Annotated in this window: 11 protein-coding genes; 10 read left to right on the top strand and 1 reads right to left on the bottom strand. The window is 48.0% G+C overall.

Annotated features, from left to right (window positions below; genetic code table 11):
* Window positions 1-654 precede the first annotated feature (654 nt).
* From BO18_RS15950 to BO18_RS15930, 5 genes are all read left to right on the top strand, one after another.
* Window positions 655-1542 carry a MetQ/NlpA family ABC transporter substrate-binding protein gene (locus BO18_RS15950; protein WP_034447916.1) on the top strand — a complete coding sequence of 296 codons (888 nt, stop codon included), beginning with the start codon at window positions 655-657 and terminating at the stop codon, window positions 1540-1542.
* A 23-nt stretch (window positions 1543-1565) separates the two neighbouring features.
* Window positions 1566-2726: an iron-containing alcohol dehydrogenase gene (locus tag BO18_RS15945; protein ID WP_034447913.1), complete on the top strand. Its 1161-nt coding sequence runs from the start codon at window positions 1566-1568 to the stop codon at window positions 2724-2726.
* Between the two features lie 40 nt (window positions 2727-2766).
* Window positions 2767-3324 (top strand): carboxymuconolactone decarboxylase family protein, encoded by a 558-nt coding sequence (locus BO18_RS15940; RefSeq protein ID WP_034447911.1) that lies wholly within the window; start codon window positions 2767-2769, stop codon window positions 3322-3324.
* A gap of 183 nt (window positions 3325-3507) precedes the next feature.
* Entirely contained in the window at window positions 3508-4929 is a 1422-nt protein-coding gene (locus BO18_RS15935; RefSeq protein WP_034447909.1) for a TFIIB-type zinc ribbon-containing protein, read from the top strand.
* 34 nt (window positions 4930-4963) lie between these two features.
* On the top strand, window positions 4964-5500 hold the full coding sequence (locus tag BO18_RS15930; RefSeq protein ID WP_034447908.1) for a hypothetical protein: 537 nt from the start codon (window positions 4964-4966) through the stop codon (window positions 5498-5500).
* Between the two features lie 10 nt (window positions 5501-5510).
* Here BO18_RS15930 and BO18_RS32930 read toward each other — a convergent pair whose 3' ends face one another.
* A complete protein-coding gene (locus BO18_RS32930) occupies window positions 5511-8075 on the bottom strand; it encodes a hybrid sensor histidine kinase/response regulator (protein WP_051688830.1) in 2565 nt (854 codons plus the stop codon).
* Window positions 8076-8767: 692 nt separating this feature from the next.
* Here BO18_RS32930 and BO18_RS15920 point away from each other — a divergent pair.
* From BO18_RS15920 to BO18_RS15900, 5 genes are all read left to right on the top strand, one after another.
* Entirely contained in the window at window positions 8768-11323 is a 2556-nt protein-coding gene (locus BO18_RS15920; protein ID WP_051688829.1) for a glycoside hydrolase family 9 protein, read from the top strand.
* A gap of 95 nt (window positions 11324-11418) precedes the next feature.
* On the top strand, window positions 11419-12306 hold the full coding sequence (locus BO18_RS15915) for a TFIIB-type zinc ribbon-containing protein (RefSeq protein ID WP_034447906.1): 888 nt from the start codon (window positions 11419-11421) through the stop codon (window positions 12304-12306).
* Window positions 12307-12321: 15 nt separating this feature from the next.
* On the top strand, window positions 12322-13176 hold the full coding sequence (locus BO18_RS15910) for a hypothetical protein (protein WP_051688828.1): 855 nt from the start codon (window positions 12322-12324) through the stop codon (window positions 13174-13176).
* Window positions 13177-13186: 10 nt separating this feature from the next.
* Window positions 13187-14335 (top strand): adenylosuccinate synthetase, encoded by a 1149-nt coding sequence (locus tag BO18_RS15905; protein ID WP_051688827.1) that lies wholly within the window; start codon window positions 13187-13189, stop codon window positions 14333-14335.
* Window positions 14328-17990 carry a tetratricopeptide repeat protein gene (locus BO18_RS15900; protein WP_034447904.1) on the top strand — a complete coding sequence of 1221 codons (3663 nt, stop codon included), beginning with the start codon at window positions 14328-14330 and terminating at the stop codon, window positions 17988-17990. Before BO18_RS15905 ends, BO18_RS15900 begins: the two co-directional genes overlap by 8 nt.
* Window positions 17991-18115: the final 125 nt, after the last annotated feature.

Raw genomic sequence — 18115 nt, 5'->3', positions numbered from 1 at the left:
GAGACAGCCCTGCTTGGGTGCATCGTCCTGCGGAGCGCCTGTTTCAACAATCTTTTTCCATATCTCATTGATATCGTCGACTGCAATACAGATGTGGAAGAAACCAATGTTGTCGTCACTATAAGGTATCTCGTTTGTTGCACCGTAGAACAGTTCGATGAACTGTCCGTTGCCTCCATAGATATATACGATCCAAGGCTCGCCTGTTACCTATAGTTTATGATGTTCAGTCTTCAGCTGATATCAGAATACGTGATGTTATTAGCAGATATCATCTGTAATCTTTCCGGTGACGAAAACTATCCGGAAAAATTATCAATAAACCTATTGACACGGTAGGTAAGTAGTAGTAAAGTATCGCCATCACAACGAAAGGAGGAGTGAGAAATGTACAGAACAGTTAATACAGCAGCTACCATGATGATGTGTTGTCGAATGCTTTGCTCCCGGGTGCGCAATATGGCCCAGGGCGGAAGAAGACATTCCTCACGCCTTGAGAACGATCGATGTTAAAGCAGTAATATGCATTTGAACATATGCCATGCGCCCGGGAGTTAAATAAACTTTCCGGGCATTTTTTATGCCTGAACAAAAATCATTCTTAAAGCGAAAAGCTTATCTAAAACAAAAACATAACTAAAGGAGATTACAACAATGAAGAACATATTTAAGAAGGCAATTGCCGCAGGACTTTTACTTACCATAACGGGCTCATTCGCAGCTTGCGCAAAGGCTGAGCCCACCAAGGCCGATGTACAGACAGGCGCAAGCGAAGAACAGCCTGAGGTACAGACTGAAGAACAGAAAGCAAACACGGTGCTCAAGGTAGGAGCAAACATCACACCTCACGCAGAGATCCTGGAAGTCGCAAAGCCGATCCTTGCAGAGAAAGGAATCACGATCGAGATCGTAAGACTTGAGGATGCGGTTACACCCAACACAGGCGTTATCGAGGGCTCGCTTGATGCAAACTATTTCCAGCATGTTCCTTATCTTGACCAGTTCAACCTCGAGAACGGTTCCGACCTGGTTTCAGTAGGCGCAGTACATTATGAACCGTTCGGTGTATATGCAGGAAGGGTAAACGATCTTAAGGCACTTCCTGAAGGCGCAGTCATTGCGGTACCCAACAACGTAACAAATGAAGCAAGAGCACTTCTCCTTCTCGCACAGGAAGGCATCATCAAGCTCAAGGACGATGCAGGCATCAATGCGACGGTTGAAGATATCGTAGAGAATCCTCTTAATATACAGTTCAAGGAACTTGCACCCGAGCAGCTCGTGGCAGCACTTCCTGACGTAGACGTCGCAGTCATCAACGGCAACTATGCGATCGAGGGAGGACTCCATGTAAGCCAGGCTCTCGCAGTGGAAGCTAACGACGGACTTGCTGCGCAGACATACGGAAACATCATCGCAACATCAGCAGACAAGGCTGACGATCCGGCCATCAAGACACTCGTTGAAGTGCTCCAGGGACCTGAGGTCGCACAGTATATCAAGGATACATACGACGGAGCAGTCGTACCGCTCTTCGGCTGATCGTATAAACAGGAGAAAACAACATGATCGGATTTGAGTACTACAACCCCGCGAAGATAGTTTTCGGCGAGGACAGCGAAAAGAAACTGAAGTCTCTTTTATCGCAGCATAAAGTCACATCACTCCTGTTGGTATACAGCGGAGACTTCATAAAAACATTAGGTATCTATGATGTAATCACTGAAGCTGTTGAAGAGCTTGGCATCAGGTTCTCCGAGAGCGGGGAAGTGGTACCGAATCCTTCGATCGAACTCGTGAGGAAGCTTGTCAAAAAGGGCAAGGAAGACAAAGTTGATTTCGTTCTGGCAGTCGGCGGGGGAAGCTCCATCGACACCGCCAAGGCGATAGCTCTCGGTATACCGTACGATGGCGATGTCTGGGATTTCTTCGATAAGGGTGTTACTCCCGAACAAGTCCTTAACATCGGAGTGATCGCGACAACGGCATCGAGCGGTTCCGAGACGTCCAACTGTGCCATCCTCTCATACGGCGAATGGAAGAAAGGATTTGAGGATGACCGCATCATCCCGAAGTTCGCCATCATGAACCCGAAGTATACGGTAAACCTTCCTTCTTACCAGACCTCTGTCGGAATAGCTGATGTCCTTTCCCATCTTCTCGAAAGATATTTCTCAGACGCGAAAAATTCCGACACGACAGACTATCTCATCGAAGGTGCGGTAAGAGCTCTGCTCGTAAATGCCGACAGACTGATAGAAGACCCGTCCGACATCAACGCAAGGGCAGAGATACAGTGGCTTGCATCAGTTTCACACAACAATTTCCTCGATGCAGGAAGGATCGCGGACTGGGGATCGCACCGTATCGAACATGAGCTTTCGGCACAATACAACATCACACACGGAGAAGGAATGGCAATAGTCTTCACTGCATGGACAAAATACATAGCTGATGTGAAACCGTGGAGACCGGCACTTCTCGCAAGCAGAGTGTACGGCAAAGATCCGTACGACTATTCAGAAAGGGAACGCGCGCTCCTGTTATCGGATGAACTCGAGAAGTTCTTTAAGAAACTGGGACTTAAGACTCATCTGTCCGAACTGGGAATCACGGATAAAGACTTCGAAGTTATGGCAAAGCGCGCAACGGCAGGCGGAACGGTAGGACACTATGTCCCGCTGGACGCGGAGAAATTCATTGAGATCTTAAAGCTCGCGCTTTAAGAAAAATACCGGGAAATAAATCGCAAAGGAGATTACGAAAATGGCAAGGATCAAATTGGTTGAACAGAACGAAGCAACAGGTGCTGAGAAAGAGCGCTACGACGAACTCGCAGGACGCAATGCGGTAACAAACATGAAGAAGGGACTTCTGAATGACGCAGCTACATACGACGCGTACATGGCATGGTATACATCATGGAACCGTCTTGTAGAAGTCATCGGAGAGAAGGATGCCATCCTTTATGCACACAAGATATCTACTACAAATTCATGCCAGCTCTGCTCGCTCTTTTTTATCAGCGACGTAAAGGGCCTCGGCCTGGATCCCGCAAATCTCGTATATGACGAGAAGGAGACAGTTCTTGCAGAACTTGCAGAGCAGTATGTAAAGAATCCCACGGCAGTGTCTGACGAACTTTTCGACAGACTGAGAAAGTTCTTCAACGATCAGGAACTCGTAGTTATTGTCGGATTTGCAGGTCAGATGATCGCTACCAACAACTTCAACGCGGTATTCAAGATCGATGTCGATAAGCGTCTCCTTCCGCTCTTGGGAGAATTTAAACCTGCAACTTGGAGGGAAGGCATCAAGAAATAATCAATGGAAAAAAGATCGCGGAGGACGGACTCTGAAGAAGAACAACGGCCTTCAAGGATCATCTGCATCAGAGAAAGGGTTGCTCATACGGGCGGCCCTTCTCTTATTGAGATAAGATGATTCCGTGCTTTTGCCGTTTCGTAAAAAATCGGTACAATAAAGAAAAAACGAATGAGGCTGGAAATGTTTAACGACTCACAGGATGAATTCGACAGATTTTTTGCGACGGATTCGGTGAAGTGTCCGAACTGTGCGGCGAACATCTTCTTTAACGAGAAGATAGGAAAGCTCGTCTGCGGATCGTGCGGCGGGATATACGAGCCTGAGAGCCTTAAGTCTTCGGGAAGGTTTGAGAACCGCGATACCGAAGATGCCGGAGATGAGGAAGAGAACAAGCAGGAATTCATCTGCGATTCTTGCGGTGCCGCTGTCGTTACCGATTACAATACAGCTGCGACGTTCTGCGCGTTCTGCGGTTCTCCGACACTGATCAAAAAACGTCTTTCGAAAAGCTTCAGACCTGATCTGATAATCCCTTTCAAGGTCAGCAAGGAAGAAGCCATCGCGAATTTCCGTGCATGGGCAAAGCAGCAGCACGGAGTTCCGAAGGAATTCATGTCCGATGCGACGCTGACGAAGATCACGGGATATTACGTTCCGTTCTGGCTCATTGATGCTGATTGCCATGCCGTTGTCGGCGGATCTGGCAAGATAGAAGAGGGGACGACGGTTGCCAACTTCTTTATCGACAGGGATATCAAGTTCCACGTGAAGATGGTCCCGTTTGACGGATGCCAGAAGATCCCGAACACTCTCATGGAAGCGATAGAACCTTTTGATTACAAGGATCTCAAGTATTATAACGATATGTATCTTCCGGGGTTCTACGCCCAGCGTTACGACAAATCCGCGATCGATATGCTCGACATAATCAAGATCAGGATAGATTCATACGCAGCCGGGATCGTCAAGCATTTCACCACTGGCGAATACACGAGTGTAAGTGTGGGCGCCACGGGTTCTTTTGCCGAGAACTTCAGCCAGCTCTATGCACTGATGCCTGTCTGGTTCCTGAACATTAAGCATCAGGGTATTAACTACAGCATCGCCGTCAACGGACAGACCGGAGAAGCTTCGGGCAATCTGCCTGTGGCCAGTTCACTTGTCCGTCAGCATGCCTCAAATGAGGTCTTAAGATGGGGCGCGAAATATCTCGCCGTTACGGCCGCTATGGGTGCAGTATTGAGTTTGCCCCCGCTGTTTGGGCTGTGGACCCGTTTTGATGATTACGGATATGACGGCGGCAAGATCTTTTCGATATGTGTTTCGACATTTCTTGTGCTTTGGTTTATGACGATGTTAACGGGTCTGTCGGTAATTGTCCCGTTCCTGAAACGCAAGTTCAAAGACCGATCCACAAGTGAATCGGTTACGATAGACCGCGCTCCTGATGTCGGTGAATATATCGATTACAGGAACGGGTTCGACATGCAGAAAAATGACAAGTTCTCCTGCATGACCACGGCCGATCCTGATGGGGATAAAGGAAGAACCCAGAAGAATTCACTGGTGCTCATTATCCTGAAATGGATATTTAAGGACTGACTTAATTCTATGGATATTACAGGGAGGTTCAGCAATGGACAGGTTACATAAGAAGATGGTCATAGGAATGGGGATAACACTCGGTGTTTCCGCGCTTATCATCACCATAATGACGGTGTTTCAGAACGATATCATCCGCGGTACCGCGAGATTCTTCAGAGGCAGCAACACCTACCGTTTCCTGATTACGACTCCGTTCGCACACGGGACCGTCATTCCTTACTATATGTATCTTTGTGCTCTGGTTGGGATCATTACCATGGTTGTCACAATCCTGACGGTAGCGAATAAGAAAAATGCCGACAGACCGAAAGCTGCAATCGTACCTTTTGTCGTATACGGTGTTTCATTTTTGTTCGAGATAATCTTTTATCTGGCAGGATTCGAGAGATTCCTCAATCCACGTATGCTGGCTTCGAACGTTAATGTCCTGACCTATGTAATAAGCATCGTGGTATCACCGATCATGGTGGTGTTCTTTGCGTTCTTCATGGTCACCATGATAACTTTCATCGTTAAGGCCGTAAGACTTCAAAAGCAGAAGGCGATGCCGGTTCAGAATAATATCTGAGGCTCCTTGATCAGCCGAGTATCCTGGCAGCCAGCTCCTTAAGATCCTTTACGAAAGATCCGTGATGTTCTTTTACGAAATCAGCATCTTCATTCTTGGAGGCGTCTTCAAGTGCTTTCGCGCGGTCGGATATCTCATCGGCGCCGACGGTCCTCGATGAACTCTTTAACGAGTGAACGAGGATGCTGTAGTTCTTCATGTCATTGTTATCAAGATAAGAAGTAAGCTCGCTGCACTTTTCGTACGCGGCATTCGCGTAATCCGTCAGGAGTTCAAGATAGAAATCCTCTTCGCCGCAAGCATATACGAGAGCAGCGTCAACGTTGAGTCCGAGGGCGCGTGCCTTCTCGGCTGAGAGGGCAGAAGAGGACGAGACGGCCTCTTCGGGAGTGTTGCTGACAGTACCGTCGATCACATTTGCGGGAAGATTGTTTCTTAAGATCTTTTCAAGATCGGCGAGCATTATCGGTTTGGAAAGATAACCGTCAAAGCCTGCCTTGAGATACTGTTCTTCCGCACCGACGACTGCGTTGGCGGTAAGCGCGATTACTACTGCGCCCTGGAGCAGATCTTCGTCCTTGAGGACCTTGAGTGTTTCGAAGCCGTCCATCTGAGGCATCATGTGGTCTAAGAAAATGATGTCGAATCTTTCTTTCCTTGCCAGTTCGATCGTTTCAGCGCCCGAACCGCAGGTAACCGGAGTGATGCCGAATATCTTCAGGAAGTTTACGGCGACCTTCAGGTTCATGCCGTTATCGTCGGTTACGAGGATCTTTGCGTCAGGAGCATTGAGATGAACGATGTAATCAGGTTCGATGCGGCTGTTCCTGTTCTTCTCGTCAAATGCGCCTACAGGTTCGGCATCCACTACGCGGAGCTTAAGATCAAATCCGAAAGTGGAACCGATCGCATATTTGCTGTCCACCTCGAGTTTACTGTTCATCATGGTTAGGAGCTTGTTTACGATGGAGATTCCGAGGCCAGTACCTTCGATGTGGCGGTTGCGCTTTTCCTCGAGCCTCTCGAAAGACATGAAGAGCTTCTCGAGATCCTCGTCCTTGATGCCGATGCCGGTATCGATAACGTCGAAACGGAGTGTGACGCTGCCGTCATCGATCCCCTTATTCTTAACGCGTAATGTGACGCTTCCGTTCTCGGTGTATTTTACCGCGTTCGTCAGAAGGTTCATTATTACCTGACTTATCCTGACGTCGTCTCCGTAGAGTTTTGAAGGGACCGACTCATCGATGTCGACATTGAATTCGAGTCCCTTTGTGCGGGCACGTTCGCTTATCGAGTTGATGAGGCTGTTGATGAGCTCGGCTGTATCGAATTCCACGGGTACCAGGGACATCTTTCCGTCTTCGATCTTCGAGAAATCGAGGATGTTGTTGATTATCGAAAGAAGCGTGTTGCCGGCACTCTTGATGTTGGCGGAATACTCGAGTATCTGCTCGTCCTTTGACTCTCTTAAGATCATCTCGTTCATTCCGAGTACGGCATTGATCGGCGTTCTGATCTCGTGGGACATGTCGGCTAGGAAGTCGCTCTTTGCTTTGTTGGCGCTGTCCGCGGCCGACTTCTCTAGCATGAGGATCTTTGCTTCATATTCACGCTTCTGCTCGTTTGCCTTCATCTCCTCCATGCTCTTGTTGACCTTGCGCTCATGCCTGTAGCCGAGGATATAGAACGTGGATATCAATCCGAATACGAGCAGTCCGACAAGTATGCTTACGATCAGTACGTTGATCGTATCCTTAAGGAGCACGCTGTTCTCGACGATAATGACCAGATGCCACTGGTCGAGAACATCATCGACAAATACGGAGCAGTTCCTGCCGTCGATGACCATGTCGAAATTACCCTTGTCCACGCTGATTATCTTGTTGAAAAGTTCAGCTTTATCGGGATCTTCGCTGTAGTTCTTTCCTTTTTCGCCGCTGTCGTGATGTGCGACTACGGTCCCGTCGTAGTTCAGGATGAAGCCATAGCCGCTGCCGTTGATGTTAATCTCCTCAACAGTTTCCTGAACGCCTGTGAGCGTGAGGTCCAGGCCCAATACATCGTATTTGTTTGTCAGGGCTTTGCAGATCGAGATGATGACGTTGCCTGTCTGGGCATCGACATAAGGAGATACAACGAGAGGCTGACCGCCTGCTGCCACGGTGTCAAGGTACCAGTCCCTTGCGGTCGGATCGTAGTCGTCCGGCGGAGTCCAGCCGACTCCGTCGACATACTGGCCGTTTATTACGCCGTATATTCCGGTGTAGCTCTCATCGAACTGTGAAGCCGTATTGGCCGACTCTCTCGTGATGTATTCGACGATCTCTTCGTTGGTGGCACCTTTCGCAACCATGTGGTCAACGGTATCGGCGGCGACCCAGAGAACTGATCTGGCTGTCTCCAGGTAGTTCTCGAGATCGGCGGTGATAGCGGAAGCCTTATCGTCTCCAAGTTCGTGTATATATGAATCCGAAGACCTGTACATCAGACTCGTCGTATAGGCAACGAGCATCGCCATGATAACGAATGTCGCACCGAGCGTGAGTAACAGCGTCTTTCTGTTATTGTTCATGACAGCCTCTATATCCTTTCATGGGATCTCTGACCTTTTATTTCAGTAGTTTAGCAAATTCTAACAAAATTTATTTATAAAAGATGGTTTTTTCAACTTGTTTAAGTGCATAAAACACGGGGTGCCATAGGCTCAAAAGATGTAGATTTTAGTTTTTCCGTGCTTGCGGTTGGTTGATCCTGGAAAAAACCTGAGACTCCTTTGTGTATGACATTTGATCATTGATTTCAAAGTTGTTTTTTTTTGCCAACCTGGCCTATAGTCCTGGCCCTATTTCTTTGTCGGCTTATTTATGGTATTTCAGATATTTTCATATCGTTCGACGATAACTTTTGTAATATCCTGTCGTTTTTAGCTGTTTTTGTGAGCTTTGTTTTCAGGATTCCTGCCGGTTTATTGTTTTGTTTTGTAGCTTCGGTCCTAAGAATTGCTCCGACAAAAGCCGACATAAAACATACAGAAAACCACTGAAGTTTTCCTGCAAAACCGGCAAAAGCACTGTCAATATTACAGATATCAGTTGATTTACCTTTCCGCTTCCGACAAAAGCGGTGAATTAACCGACACGTAAATAGCGTTTTGAAGCGGTGCTTTTTCGGGCGTTGAAAGTCGCTTTTCGTTCAGGATTATCCGGGGCGCTGATGGTATAATCTGATTGCCGATTATGGCGACAAAACCTCCCGGAGGGCAAGATGAAGAGATTTAACAGGACAATAGCGTTCGTACTTGCAGGAACGCTCTTACTGTCTGCATGCGATAAAGCGCAGGAGACTGATATTGAGACAACTACAGGAGAGGTATCTGAGACCACGGCTGCCTCAGGAAATGCCGAAACGGCTGAAACGTCTTCTTTTAACGGATCTTCAGGGGGAAGCCACTCAACGGGCGGGCTGTCGGAATACGGCAGCGGTTACGAAGGGATCGAAGGTACAGGCAAATACAATTACGGAGAAGCTCTTCAGAAATCCGTTCTCTTTTATGAACTTCAGAGAAGCGGCAAGCTCCCCGAGCAGACCAGATGCAACTGGCGCGGAGATTCCGGCCTTACGGACGGAGCGGACAACAATATCGATCTTACCGGTGGCTGGTATGACGCCGGAGACAATGTGAAGTTCAATCTCCCGATGGCATATTCCGCCGCCATGCTCGGATGGTCGGTCTATGAGGACAGACAGGCATACGAACAGAGCGGACAGCTGGAGTATATGCTGGGCGACATTATGTGGGTATGTGATTATCTCATCAAGTGCCATCCCGAGGATGAGGTCTACTACTATCAGGTGGGCGACGGCAATGCAGACCATTCCTGGTGGGGACCTGCCGAGGTCATGAGCATGAACAGGCCTTCTTATTGTGTTACGAAGAACAGCCCCGGTTCCGCGGTCGTCGGAGAAGCTGCTGCGGCACTGGCGGTCTCGGCCATTGTTTTCGCAGATACGGATAAAGAATACTCGAAGCTCTGCCTCGACCACGCAAAGAGCCTTTATGCTTTTGCTGATTCGACAAGGAGCGACGACGGATACACTGCCGCCAACGGGTTCTATAACTCATGGAGCGGTTTCTACGACGAGCTTGCCTGGGCAGGCTGCTGGTTGTATATGGCAACTGATGATAAGACTTATCTGGACAATGCAAAATCGTGTTTCACAAAAGCCGGTCACGATTACGACTGGTCATTGTGCTGGGATGACGTTCACATCGGTGCGGCCGTCCTCCTTGCGAAGATAACCGGTGAGCAGACTTATAAGAATGAAGTGCAGAAGCATCTGGATTACTGGTCCTGCGGCACTTCGGACGGACAGAGGATCACCTATTCGCCTAAGGGCCTGGCATGGCTCGACCAGTGGGGTTCGTTAAGATACGCGACGACAACGGCATATGTCGCCACCGTATATAGCAGATGGGATGGATGTCCTTCGGACAAGGTAAAGACATATTGGGATTTTGCAGAATCTCAGGCTGACTATGCTCTGGGTTCCTCGGGAAGGTCCTATGTTGTCGGCTTCGGCGAGAATCCGCCCGAGCATCCGCACCACAGGACGAGTCAGGGTTCTTACTGCGACAACATGAACGAGCCGGGTGAAGCAAGGCACACCCTTTACGGGGCGCTCGTCGGCGGTCCCGACGCTTCCGACGGCTATACGGATACGGTATCCGACTATAACAAGAATGAGGTAGCGTGCGACTATAACGCCGGATTTACAGGGCTCATGGCCGCCATGTATTCAAAGTATCACGGGCAGACCCTGAAAGATTTCGGTGCAGTCGAAGAGGTTCCTTCGGACGAGTATTCCGCGGAGTGCAGCCTTAATGTTCAGGGTAATGATTTCGCTGAGATAAAGGCATTTATCTACAACAGAACGGCATGGCCCGCAAGATGTGCTGAAAACCTCGAGTTCAGATATTTCGTAGATCTTTCCGAGATCTACCAGGCGGGCGGAGACGCTTCTGGCGTCAGCATTTCAACGAATTACATGCAGTCGGGAAGATGTGACGGGCTTAAAGTATGGAATGAGGAAAACCACATCTACTATCTGTCCGTTGTCTTCGATGACGGAGCATTAAGACCCGGCGGACAGTCTCAGTACAAGTCCGAGATCCAGGTCAGGATGACGAGTCCCAACGGAGCATGGGATAACGGTAACGACTATTCCTATAACAATGCAGCGGGTGCCGTCCTGCTGGAGAACGGTAAGGTCGTATTCGGAGAACTGCCGGATGAGGAAGGTTCGGGCTCAGGTAGCAGTGCCGGCGGCGGATCAGGTAATGCACAGAATACCGAGCAGACGGCCCAGACCCAGTCACAGACGGGCAACGGCGGCGGTCAGGCAACATCCGGTGACCTCACGATAAAGATGAACTATAACGATATGTCGCTTTCGGCAAATGCGATAGCCGGTACGATCGATATCACCAATACAGGAAGCGGGACGGTGGACCTTTCTAACCTTAAGATAAACTACTATCTGACAAAGGAAGGGACTCTTGCGTTCGACTGCTACCACGCGGCAGTAAATTCGGCGTCGGGGCAGTATACTCCGCTCACGGATAAGGTCAAGGGCACGTTCGAATCATGTACGGGCGAGGACAGGGACACCTGTCTCACGATTACTGTCGGCAGCGGATCTTTGGCAAAGGGCGACACCCTGACGATAAGCTTCAGCTGCCACCAGACGGACTGGCAGAATATGGACCTCTCGAACGACTGGTCCAGAAAGAGCGTTGACAATATCGAGGTCACTGTCTGATACATTCTTTAAATCTGCCCTCAAATATGTTTTATAAAAATGCTATAATCTAAAAAGATGTCAGATTAACATTGTTACTTTCGGGGAGATAAGACATGGAGAGCAAGCTTCTTAACATAAAATGCGACAACTGCGGAGCCGAGTACAGGATCAGTTCGAGAGGCGAGATGGTATGCCGTTTCTGCGGATCGATGATCTACCTGTCCGACAAGGACTTCAAGGCTTATAAGAATACCAGGGACGAGATGCTGATAAACGACAGGTTCCTAAACGATGAACTTGCAAGTGAAGGCGATGTCCTAAAATTTTGGAACAGCGGTTCTTCCGTAAACTTCAGGACGGCAACGGGAAACAATATCTCTTTCGAGAGCTACTATTCCGTGATCCTTCCTGAAAAGGAAGTCTACATCGGAAGCAATAAGATAGCAGTTGTCTTTCCCGATAAGATGCCGATCGCACCGTTCAACAACATCCTGTCGGATATCATGTATCCTTCTGCCGACATTAAGGGTTTGAGCAAGTATCTGCCGAATGTCACATACAGGGCCGAACTCGATGACGGAAGGGGACTGATGCTGATAGCCAAGGTGGAGAATATCTACCCCCTGTATCTTTTCGAGAACCTGAAAGCGACAACTGTTGCGTGGATGATATCAAGATTTGAGAATCTGGGATGCCTTTTAGAGTTCAACAATATGGATTTTGAGTCGATCAGGATCGAGGACATTTATATCAATCCCAAGACGCATGAATTATTTATTCTTGACGGTTGGGAAGGCGTGTCTATGACATCCGACCGCAACTATCTGAAGGATATAAGGTCCATCGCTAAGAGCGTTATGGACATCTCTACCGCGCCGGCACTCTGCATGGAGTTCCTGGACGGCGCACCCAAACCTACGGCTTATGACGATTTCAAAGCCTGGGATGACGTAATTATGAAGGGCTTTGGCGGCCATAATTTTCATAAATTCAATGAATGATAAAGGAGAAACAAGATGGGATCAGGAAGTTACACAGCACACGATTGGGACAGACTAAGAAAAACAAGAGGCATTACGACCGACGCTGGTGCGGATAACCTGTTTAAAAACAAGACGATGCTCGATAAGTTCAATCCGAAGTTCATCAGCAAGAGAGAATCAAGGGATAATGACGAGCATCCGAATTCAACGCCTATTGCCATCGGTGTTGACGTAACAGGTTCTATGGGTTATCTCTCTGAAGAGATCGTAAAGAATTCGCTTAATGAACTCATGAAGAAGCTCTATGCTTCAAACGTTATTCCGGATCCTCAGCTTATGTTTGCGGCTATAGGTGATGTAGGCGATGCCGCACCTCTGCAGGTTACACAGTACGAATCCGATATCCGTATCGCTGAGCAGCTCCTTGAGCTCTGGCTTGAAGGCAGGGGCGGCGACGGTCCTGAGGACTATTCTCTGTTCTGGTATTTTCTTGCAAGACATACTGATACTGACAGCATGAAGAAGCGTCAGCAGAAGGGCTTTGCATTTACAATCGGTGATGCTCCCAACCATCCCAAACTCAGTGCTTCAGCGATCAAGAAGATCTTCGGTGACGATCAGAAGTCAGACATGACTCTGCAGGAAGTTTTCGAGGAGACGGAACAGTCCTATTATCTGTTCCATATCAACATCACCAGCGGCGGTGACAGGACAGTTATCGACGGCAGGACCATCAACATCAGGAAGGATTCCGTTTCACTGCTTCCCGAACTCATAATCAGCGTTATCTGCAAGGTCAAGGGCCTTAACAGAGCTGATATCCTCGGTGACCTTTCTGCTGACGTCAACAGGAAGATCGACGGCATGATGTGCAACCTCATCATCTGACAGATACCTGATGTTCTACGCTGTAATAGGCAGTAATTACGGAGATGAAGGAAAGGGTCTTGCGACAGATTGTCTGACACTTGAAGGTCACGACCTTGTCGTAAGACACAACGGCGGAGCCCAGGCGGGGCATACGGTTGAGAGGGAAGGCAAGCGTTTTGTTTTCCATGAGCTCTCGTCCGGTTCGTTCAACGGAGCCGACACATACTGGGCCGCCACGTTCTTTCCGGATCTATTTAAACTCGAAGAAGAGATAAACGGATTTGCGGAAGTGTCCGGAGCGCATGTGAAGATATATGCGTCTCCCGATGCTTCCGTAACTCTTCTTTACGATGTTTATCTCAACCAGAAGATCGAAGAGGCAAGGGGCAAGGCTAAGCACGGCAGCTGCGGAATGGGCATCTGGGAAGCTACCAGAAGGACAAGGGACGGTTTCGGTCTGACTATACGTGAGATCGCAGATCTTTCAGCCGCCGAGATCGCAGCCAGACTTGCCTCCATAGAAAAAGAATATGTTCCCGTCAGGCTTGCTAAATATTCGATAACCGAATCTTTGGAGCTTGAAACATTGAAATATGCGGAACTCCTTAAGAATGTTCTCGCGAAGCATGTGACACTTGTCGAAGATGAGAAGGCTTTCTTTCTGTCTTACGACAATGTGGTCTTTGAAAGCGGTCAGGGCCTGCTCCTTGATGTCGACAGAAGAGACCTGTGGCCTCACACGACGTGCAGCCGCACGAATATAATCAATCCTGTTAGCATATTGGGCAAATGCGGACTTCGACTCGATGAGGCGGTCTACGTTACAAGGGCATATCTGACGCGTCATGGCGCCGGACCTTTTAATGAGGATCCCGCACTGCATTTCGAAGATGAGACCAATCAGCCGAATCCCTGGCAGGACAGCATAAGGTTCGGAAGACATCCTTCGGCATCTTCGCTTATCAGAAGGATAACTGATGACGTCAGTGAAAATTGCCCGTATGAAGTCAGGACTTCGTTATTCCTTACGCATCTGAATGAAACGGAGGATCTTGTCCTGACGGAAGAAGGAGACATTCCCCTGAAAGAATTCGTTAAGACTGCACATGATTCCGGTATCGGCAGGTTATATCTCTCCAGGACAAAGTACAGTAAGGATGTTAATGCAGATGAGTGAAACGGTATTCTCATTTAAGACGCGTGGCGGGGCAAAGCCGGATGGCAAGGCAAAGGTATTCTTTACATGTCATCCCGATGATATGGATGAATGCTTTGAACGGCTGTGCGGTGATATCCTGAAGGCTTTTGACTGCGCGATCTATTATACGGAAGACATGACTGCCGATCTCAGTGATGAGAATACAAAAGTTGACCTGGAAAGAATGAGTCTGTTCGTGATCCCCGTTACGTTGAAGCTCCTGACAAAGACCAACAGGGCAATGGATAAGGATTATCCTTTCGCACTCGAAAAGCATATTCCCGTGCTGCCCCTGCTGATGGAAAACAGCATAAAGGAAGTTTACGGCAGAGCTGATAAGTTTGGGGAACTGCAGTATCTTTCTCCGGTAAATACCGATTCGACAAAGATAAGTTACGAAGAAAAACTCAGAAAATATCTGGAATCCGTACTGGTCAGCAACGATCTTGTCAGCCGCATAAAGCAGGCATTCGACGCTTACATCTTCCTGAGCTACAGGAAGACGGACAGAAAGCTCGCGAACGATCTCATGAAGATGATCCATAACAATCCCGAATGCGAGGATATAGCGATATGGTTCGACGAATTTCTTACTCCGGGAGAAAGCTTCAGAGAAGGCATAGACAGGATCTTAAAAGACAGTAAACTCTTTACGCTGCTCGTTACGCCAAGCCTTCTCGAGAAGAACGACAACGGTACACCGAACTTCATAATGGCGCAGGAGTATCCTGCTGCAGTTAATCTCGGAAAGACGATATTCCCCGCAGAGATGGTCTATACGGATTACGAGGAACTTATCAAGGCATACCCGGGGATACCTGTATGTGCCGACACTAATGATGAGCAGGGTTTTAACAAACAACTGCTCGACGCTTTGGTTGGGATAGCAGTATCGGAGAATAACAACGATCCCGAACACAACTACCTTATCGGTCTGGCTTATCTCGAAGGCATCGATGTGGAAGTCGATCTCGATAAGGGTCTGAAACTCATCACAAAAGCAGCTGAGGCAGGTCTTATCGATGCCATCCGAAAACTTGCCTCCATGTATAAGAACGGGAATAAGGTTAATGCGGATTACAGGAAGTCTCTGTATTGGCGTGAAAAGGCTTACGAAACAATCAAGTCGCAGCTTGGTGAAGAGCATCCTGATACGCTGAAAGCCATGGATGATCTTTCAGAGATTTACAGGCTGAATGGCGATTATCAAAAAGCATTGGAGATGAGCAAGAGCTGCTATGAAATGTACTGTAAGGTATTGGGAGACAAGCATTATGATACTCTCGTGGCATTAAATAATCTTTCAAATGCATATCAGGCTGTGGGTGATGATTATTCTGCGCTTGAGACTTGCAAATTGATTGTAGACACGCTGAAGATGGATCGTGACGAAACCGATGAAAAGGTGATAAAAGCACTTTATAATCTTGCTAACAGGTATTCAAGACTCGGAAAATATAATGAGGCTTTTGAATATTATTTAAAATGTTACGAACTCTTGCGTGACCTGTTTGGAGATGAGCATCGTGATACTCTTCTCGGACTGAATGGCCTAGCAAATGCATATGGCATCCTGTGTGATTACACAAAGGCACTCGAGCTTCATCAGAAGTGTTATGAGCTTTATGTTAAGGTGCTTGGCGCGGAGCATCCCGACACTTTGCGTTCCATGTATAATCTGGCTTTGGCATACAGGTTGAGCGGCAATGTTGAAAAGGCGCATGAGATCATGATGCAGTGTTATGATCTGTCATGCAAAGTCCTGGGCGAAGACCACCCATTGACACTTAAAACACTGACGGAACTAGCTGTCGTATTCGATTCAATGAAAGATTATCAGACTGCCGTAAAGTTATTGGATATTTGTCTCGAACGTCACTGCGCTGTTCTTGGAGAATCGCACCATGAAACTCTTCACACACGTTCGAGGATGATCCAGACATATAGGCATATGGGAGATAACAAAAAAGCGGTTGAGATCGCGGAGATCAATTACAAAGTCAGCAGCGTCATTATCGATAGCAAACACCAGAATGCTTTAAGTACGATGTCCGAGCTTGCAAGTTGTTATCTCGCTGCAGGGGAAACAAAAAAGTCATTGATGATGTATGCCGACTGTTTGAAATATCAGCGTGAGATACGGGGAAAAGATGACTCTAAGACAAAGAAAACTTCAGATCTTTTAGCCGATCTTATTCCCAAGGTCAAAGCCAAGGGGAAAGCTCATTTTGACAGGGGCGAATACGATAAAGCGTTGCCTCTGTTTGAAGGAGTTCAATATGCCTGCCGTGTGATGTACGGTGAGGACAGTCCGGAAACATATGAGAGTAGCGGCTTGTTGAAGAAGACAAAAGCCGCATTGCATATTGAAGATGAAAAGGATAACGGAGGGAGTACACCTATGCCTGAAAAAACAACCGGAAGAAAAGAATATAAAGACGGAAGATATTACGAGGGCGAGATGGTTGACGGAAAGCCTGAGGGACAGGGTACTTTCTACTATAACGGCGGCCACTGGACAGGTGAATTCAAGAACGGGATGTTTAACGGAAGAGGCAAACGTTACGACGATGCTAAGCTCCCCATCCCCGGCCTGGTATTCGATAACCGCGAATATGACATGCGCACAATTCACTGCGGCGTCTGGAAGGACAACAAAGAAGACGGAAGGTTCGTGATATACAATGCCGGAGTGCCTTACGACCAGGAATATAAGAACGGTGTGAGTGTGGCGTCTCCTCTGCATTATGAGATCCCCGCCACATCTGAACGTCCTGACTCGGGCAGCATCAAATGCTATTACTGCGGACAGAGCGGGTTCATAATCGAGACGGCTAATGAGACACTGGTGTTTGACTGGTACCGTGCAGCCATCCCGCCGCTTGAACCTTCCAAGCCTGTCTATATTTTTATCTCGCATGTCCATCTGGATCACTATAATTCCAGGATCTTCGGACTTGCGGATAAGTACGATGTCCGTGAGATCTATCTTGGTTTGAGCGGTACATCGAGTGAACAGGGTGCACTGGATAAGATACCGCAGTCAATGGAAGACATATTGTGTTCTTTCAGGGGTGAGCAGTACCTTGAGACCGATTTCGGTTCGGTTAAGAGCCTGAAGTCGACTGATATGGGTGTCGCATTTATCGTTGAGGCGGGAGGATACAGGTTCTTCCATGCAGGAGATCTTTTCGCCAATGCGCAGCTTCCGTTTAACACTTATAAGAAAAGACTCGAGAAGAGACTTTCGGGCATGAACGGATCAGGATACAGTACGGGTTTAAGCATCGAATCCACAGCCAGAAAGTTCTATCCGAATGAAGTAACGACGAGCGAGCCGCAGTTCAAGAAGTATGCCGCACCACTGAAGGCTGCGGGCAGGATCGATTATGCGATGCTGCCGCTTGATCCGAGGTGGGATGATTTCGGCTTCAGGACAATAGACTACTATCTCTCAATCGCTGACATTAAGAGATTTACGCCTATGCATCTGTGGGAGAAGTACGACTATGTAACTGACTACATAAAGCATAATCCGGACGCGGCAGGGAAGATCATCGCAGTCAATCCCGACGGCTGCAGGATGCTCCAGAGCATAGAACTCAACAAACCGTATTTCGTGAAACTCAAGTAATCCGGGCTTTTTACGGCGGCTGAACCTTGGAGCGGATTACCATTGTGTAAAACTTGTGTTAAACCTTGCATAACGGTTCGGCAAGTCTTTTTGCCGGGTTTATAATGGGTCTATAAGTTTTATAG

The organism is Butyrivibrio sp. AE2032, from assembly GCF_000702965.1.
The sequence above is the reverse complement of the archived record's forward strand: the minus strand, read 5'-3'. Positions and strand labels throughout refer to the sequence as shown.

What these genes read in the sequence shown, in the direction of transcription:
- BO18_RS15935 (WP_034447909.1), top strand. Translation starts at nt 3,508, where the DNA reads ATGTTTAACGACTCACAGGATGAATTCGACAGATTTTTTGCGACGGAT.
- BO18_RS15945 (WP_034447913.1), top strand. Translation starts at nt 1,566, where the DNA reads ATGATCGGATTTGAGTACTACAACCCCGCGAAGATAGTTTTCGGCGAG.
- BO18_RS15950 (WP_034447916.1), top strand. Translation starts at nt 655, where the DNA reads ATGAAGAACATATTTAAGAAGGCAATTGCCGCAGGACTTTTACTTACC.
- BO18_RS15930 (WP_034447908.1), top strand. Translation starts at nt 4,964, where the DNA reads ATGGACAGGTTACATAAGAAGATGGTCATAGGAATGGGGATAACACTC.
- BO18_RS15940 (WP_034447911.1), top strand. Translation starts at nt 2,767, where the DNA reads ATGGCAAGGATCAAATTGGTTGAACAGAACGAAGCAACAGGTGCTGAG.
- BO18_RS15905 (WP_051688827.1), top strand. Translation starts at nt 13,187, where the DNA reads ATGTTCTACGCTGTAATAGGCAGTAATTACGGAGATGAAGGAAAGGGT.
- BO18_RS15900 (WP_034447904.1), top strand. Translation starts at nt 14,328, where the DNA reads ATGAGTGAAACGGTATTCTCATTTAAGACGCGTGGCGGGGCAAAGCCG.
- BO18_RS15915 (WP_034447906.1), top strand. Translation starts at nt 11,419, where the DNA reads ATGGAGAGCAAGCTTCTTAACATAAAATGCGACAACTGCGGAGCCGAG.
- BO18_RS15920 (WP_051688829.1), top strand. Translation starts at nt 8,768, where the DNA reads ATGAAGAGATTTAACAGGACAATAGCGTTCGTACTTGCAGGAACGCTC.
- BO18_RS15910 (WP_051688828.1), top strand. Translation starts at nt 12,322, where the DNA reads ATGGGATCAGGAAGTTACACAGCACACGATTGGGACAGACTAAGAAAA.
- BO18_RS32930 (WP_051688830.1), bottom strand. Translation starts at nt 8,075, where the DNA reads ATGAACAATAACAGAAAGACGCTGTTACTCACGCTCGGTGCGACATTC.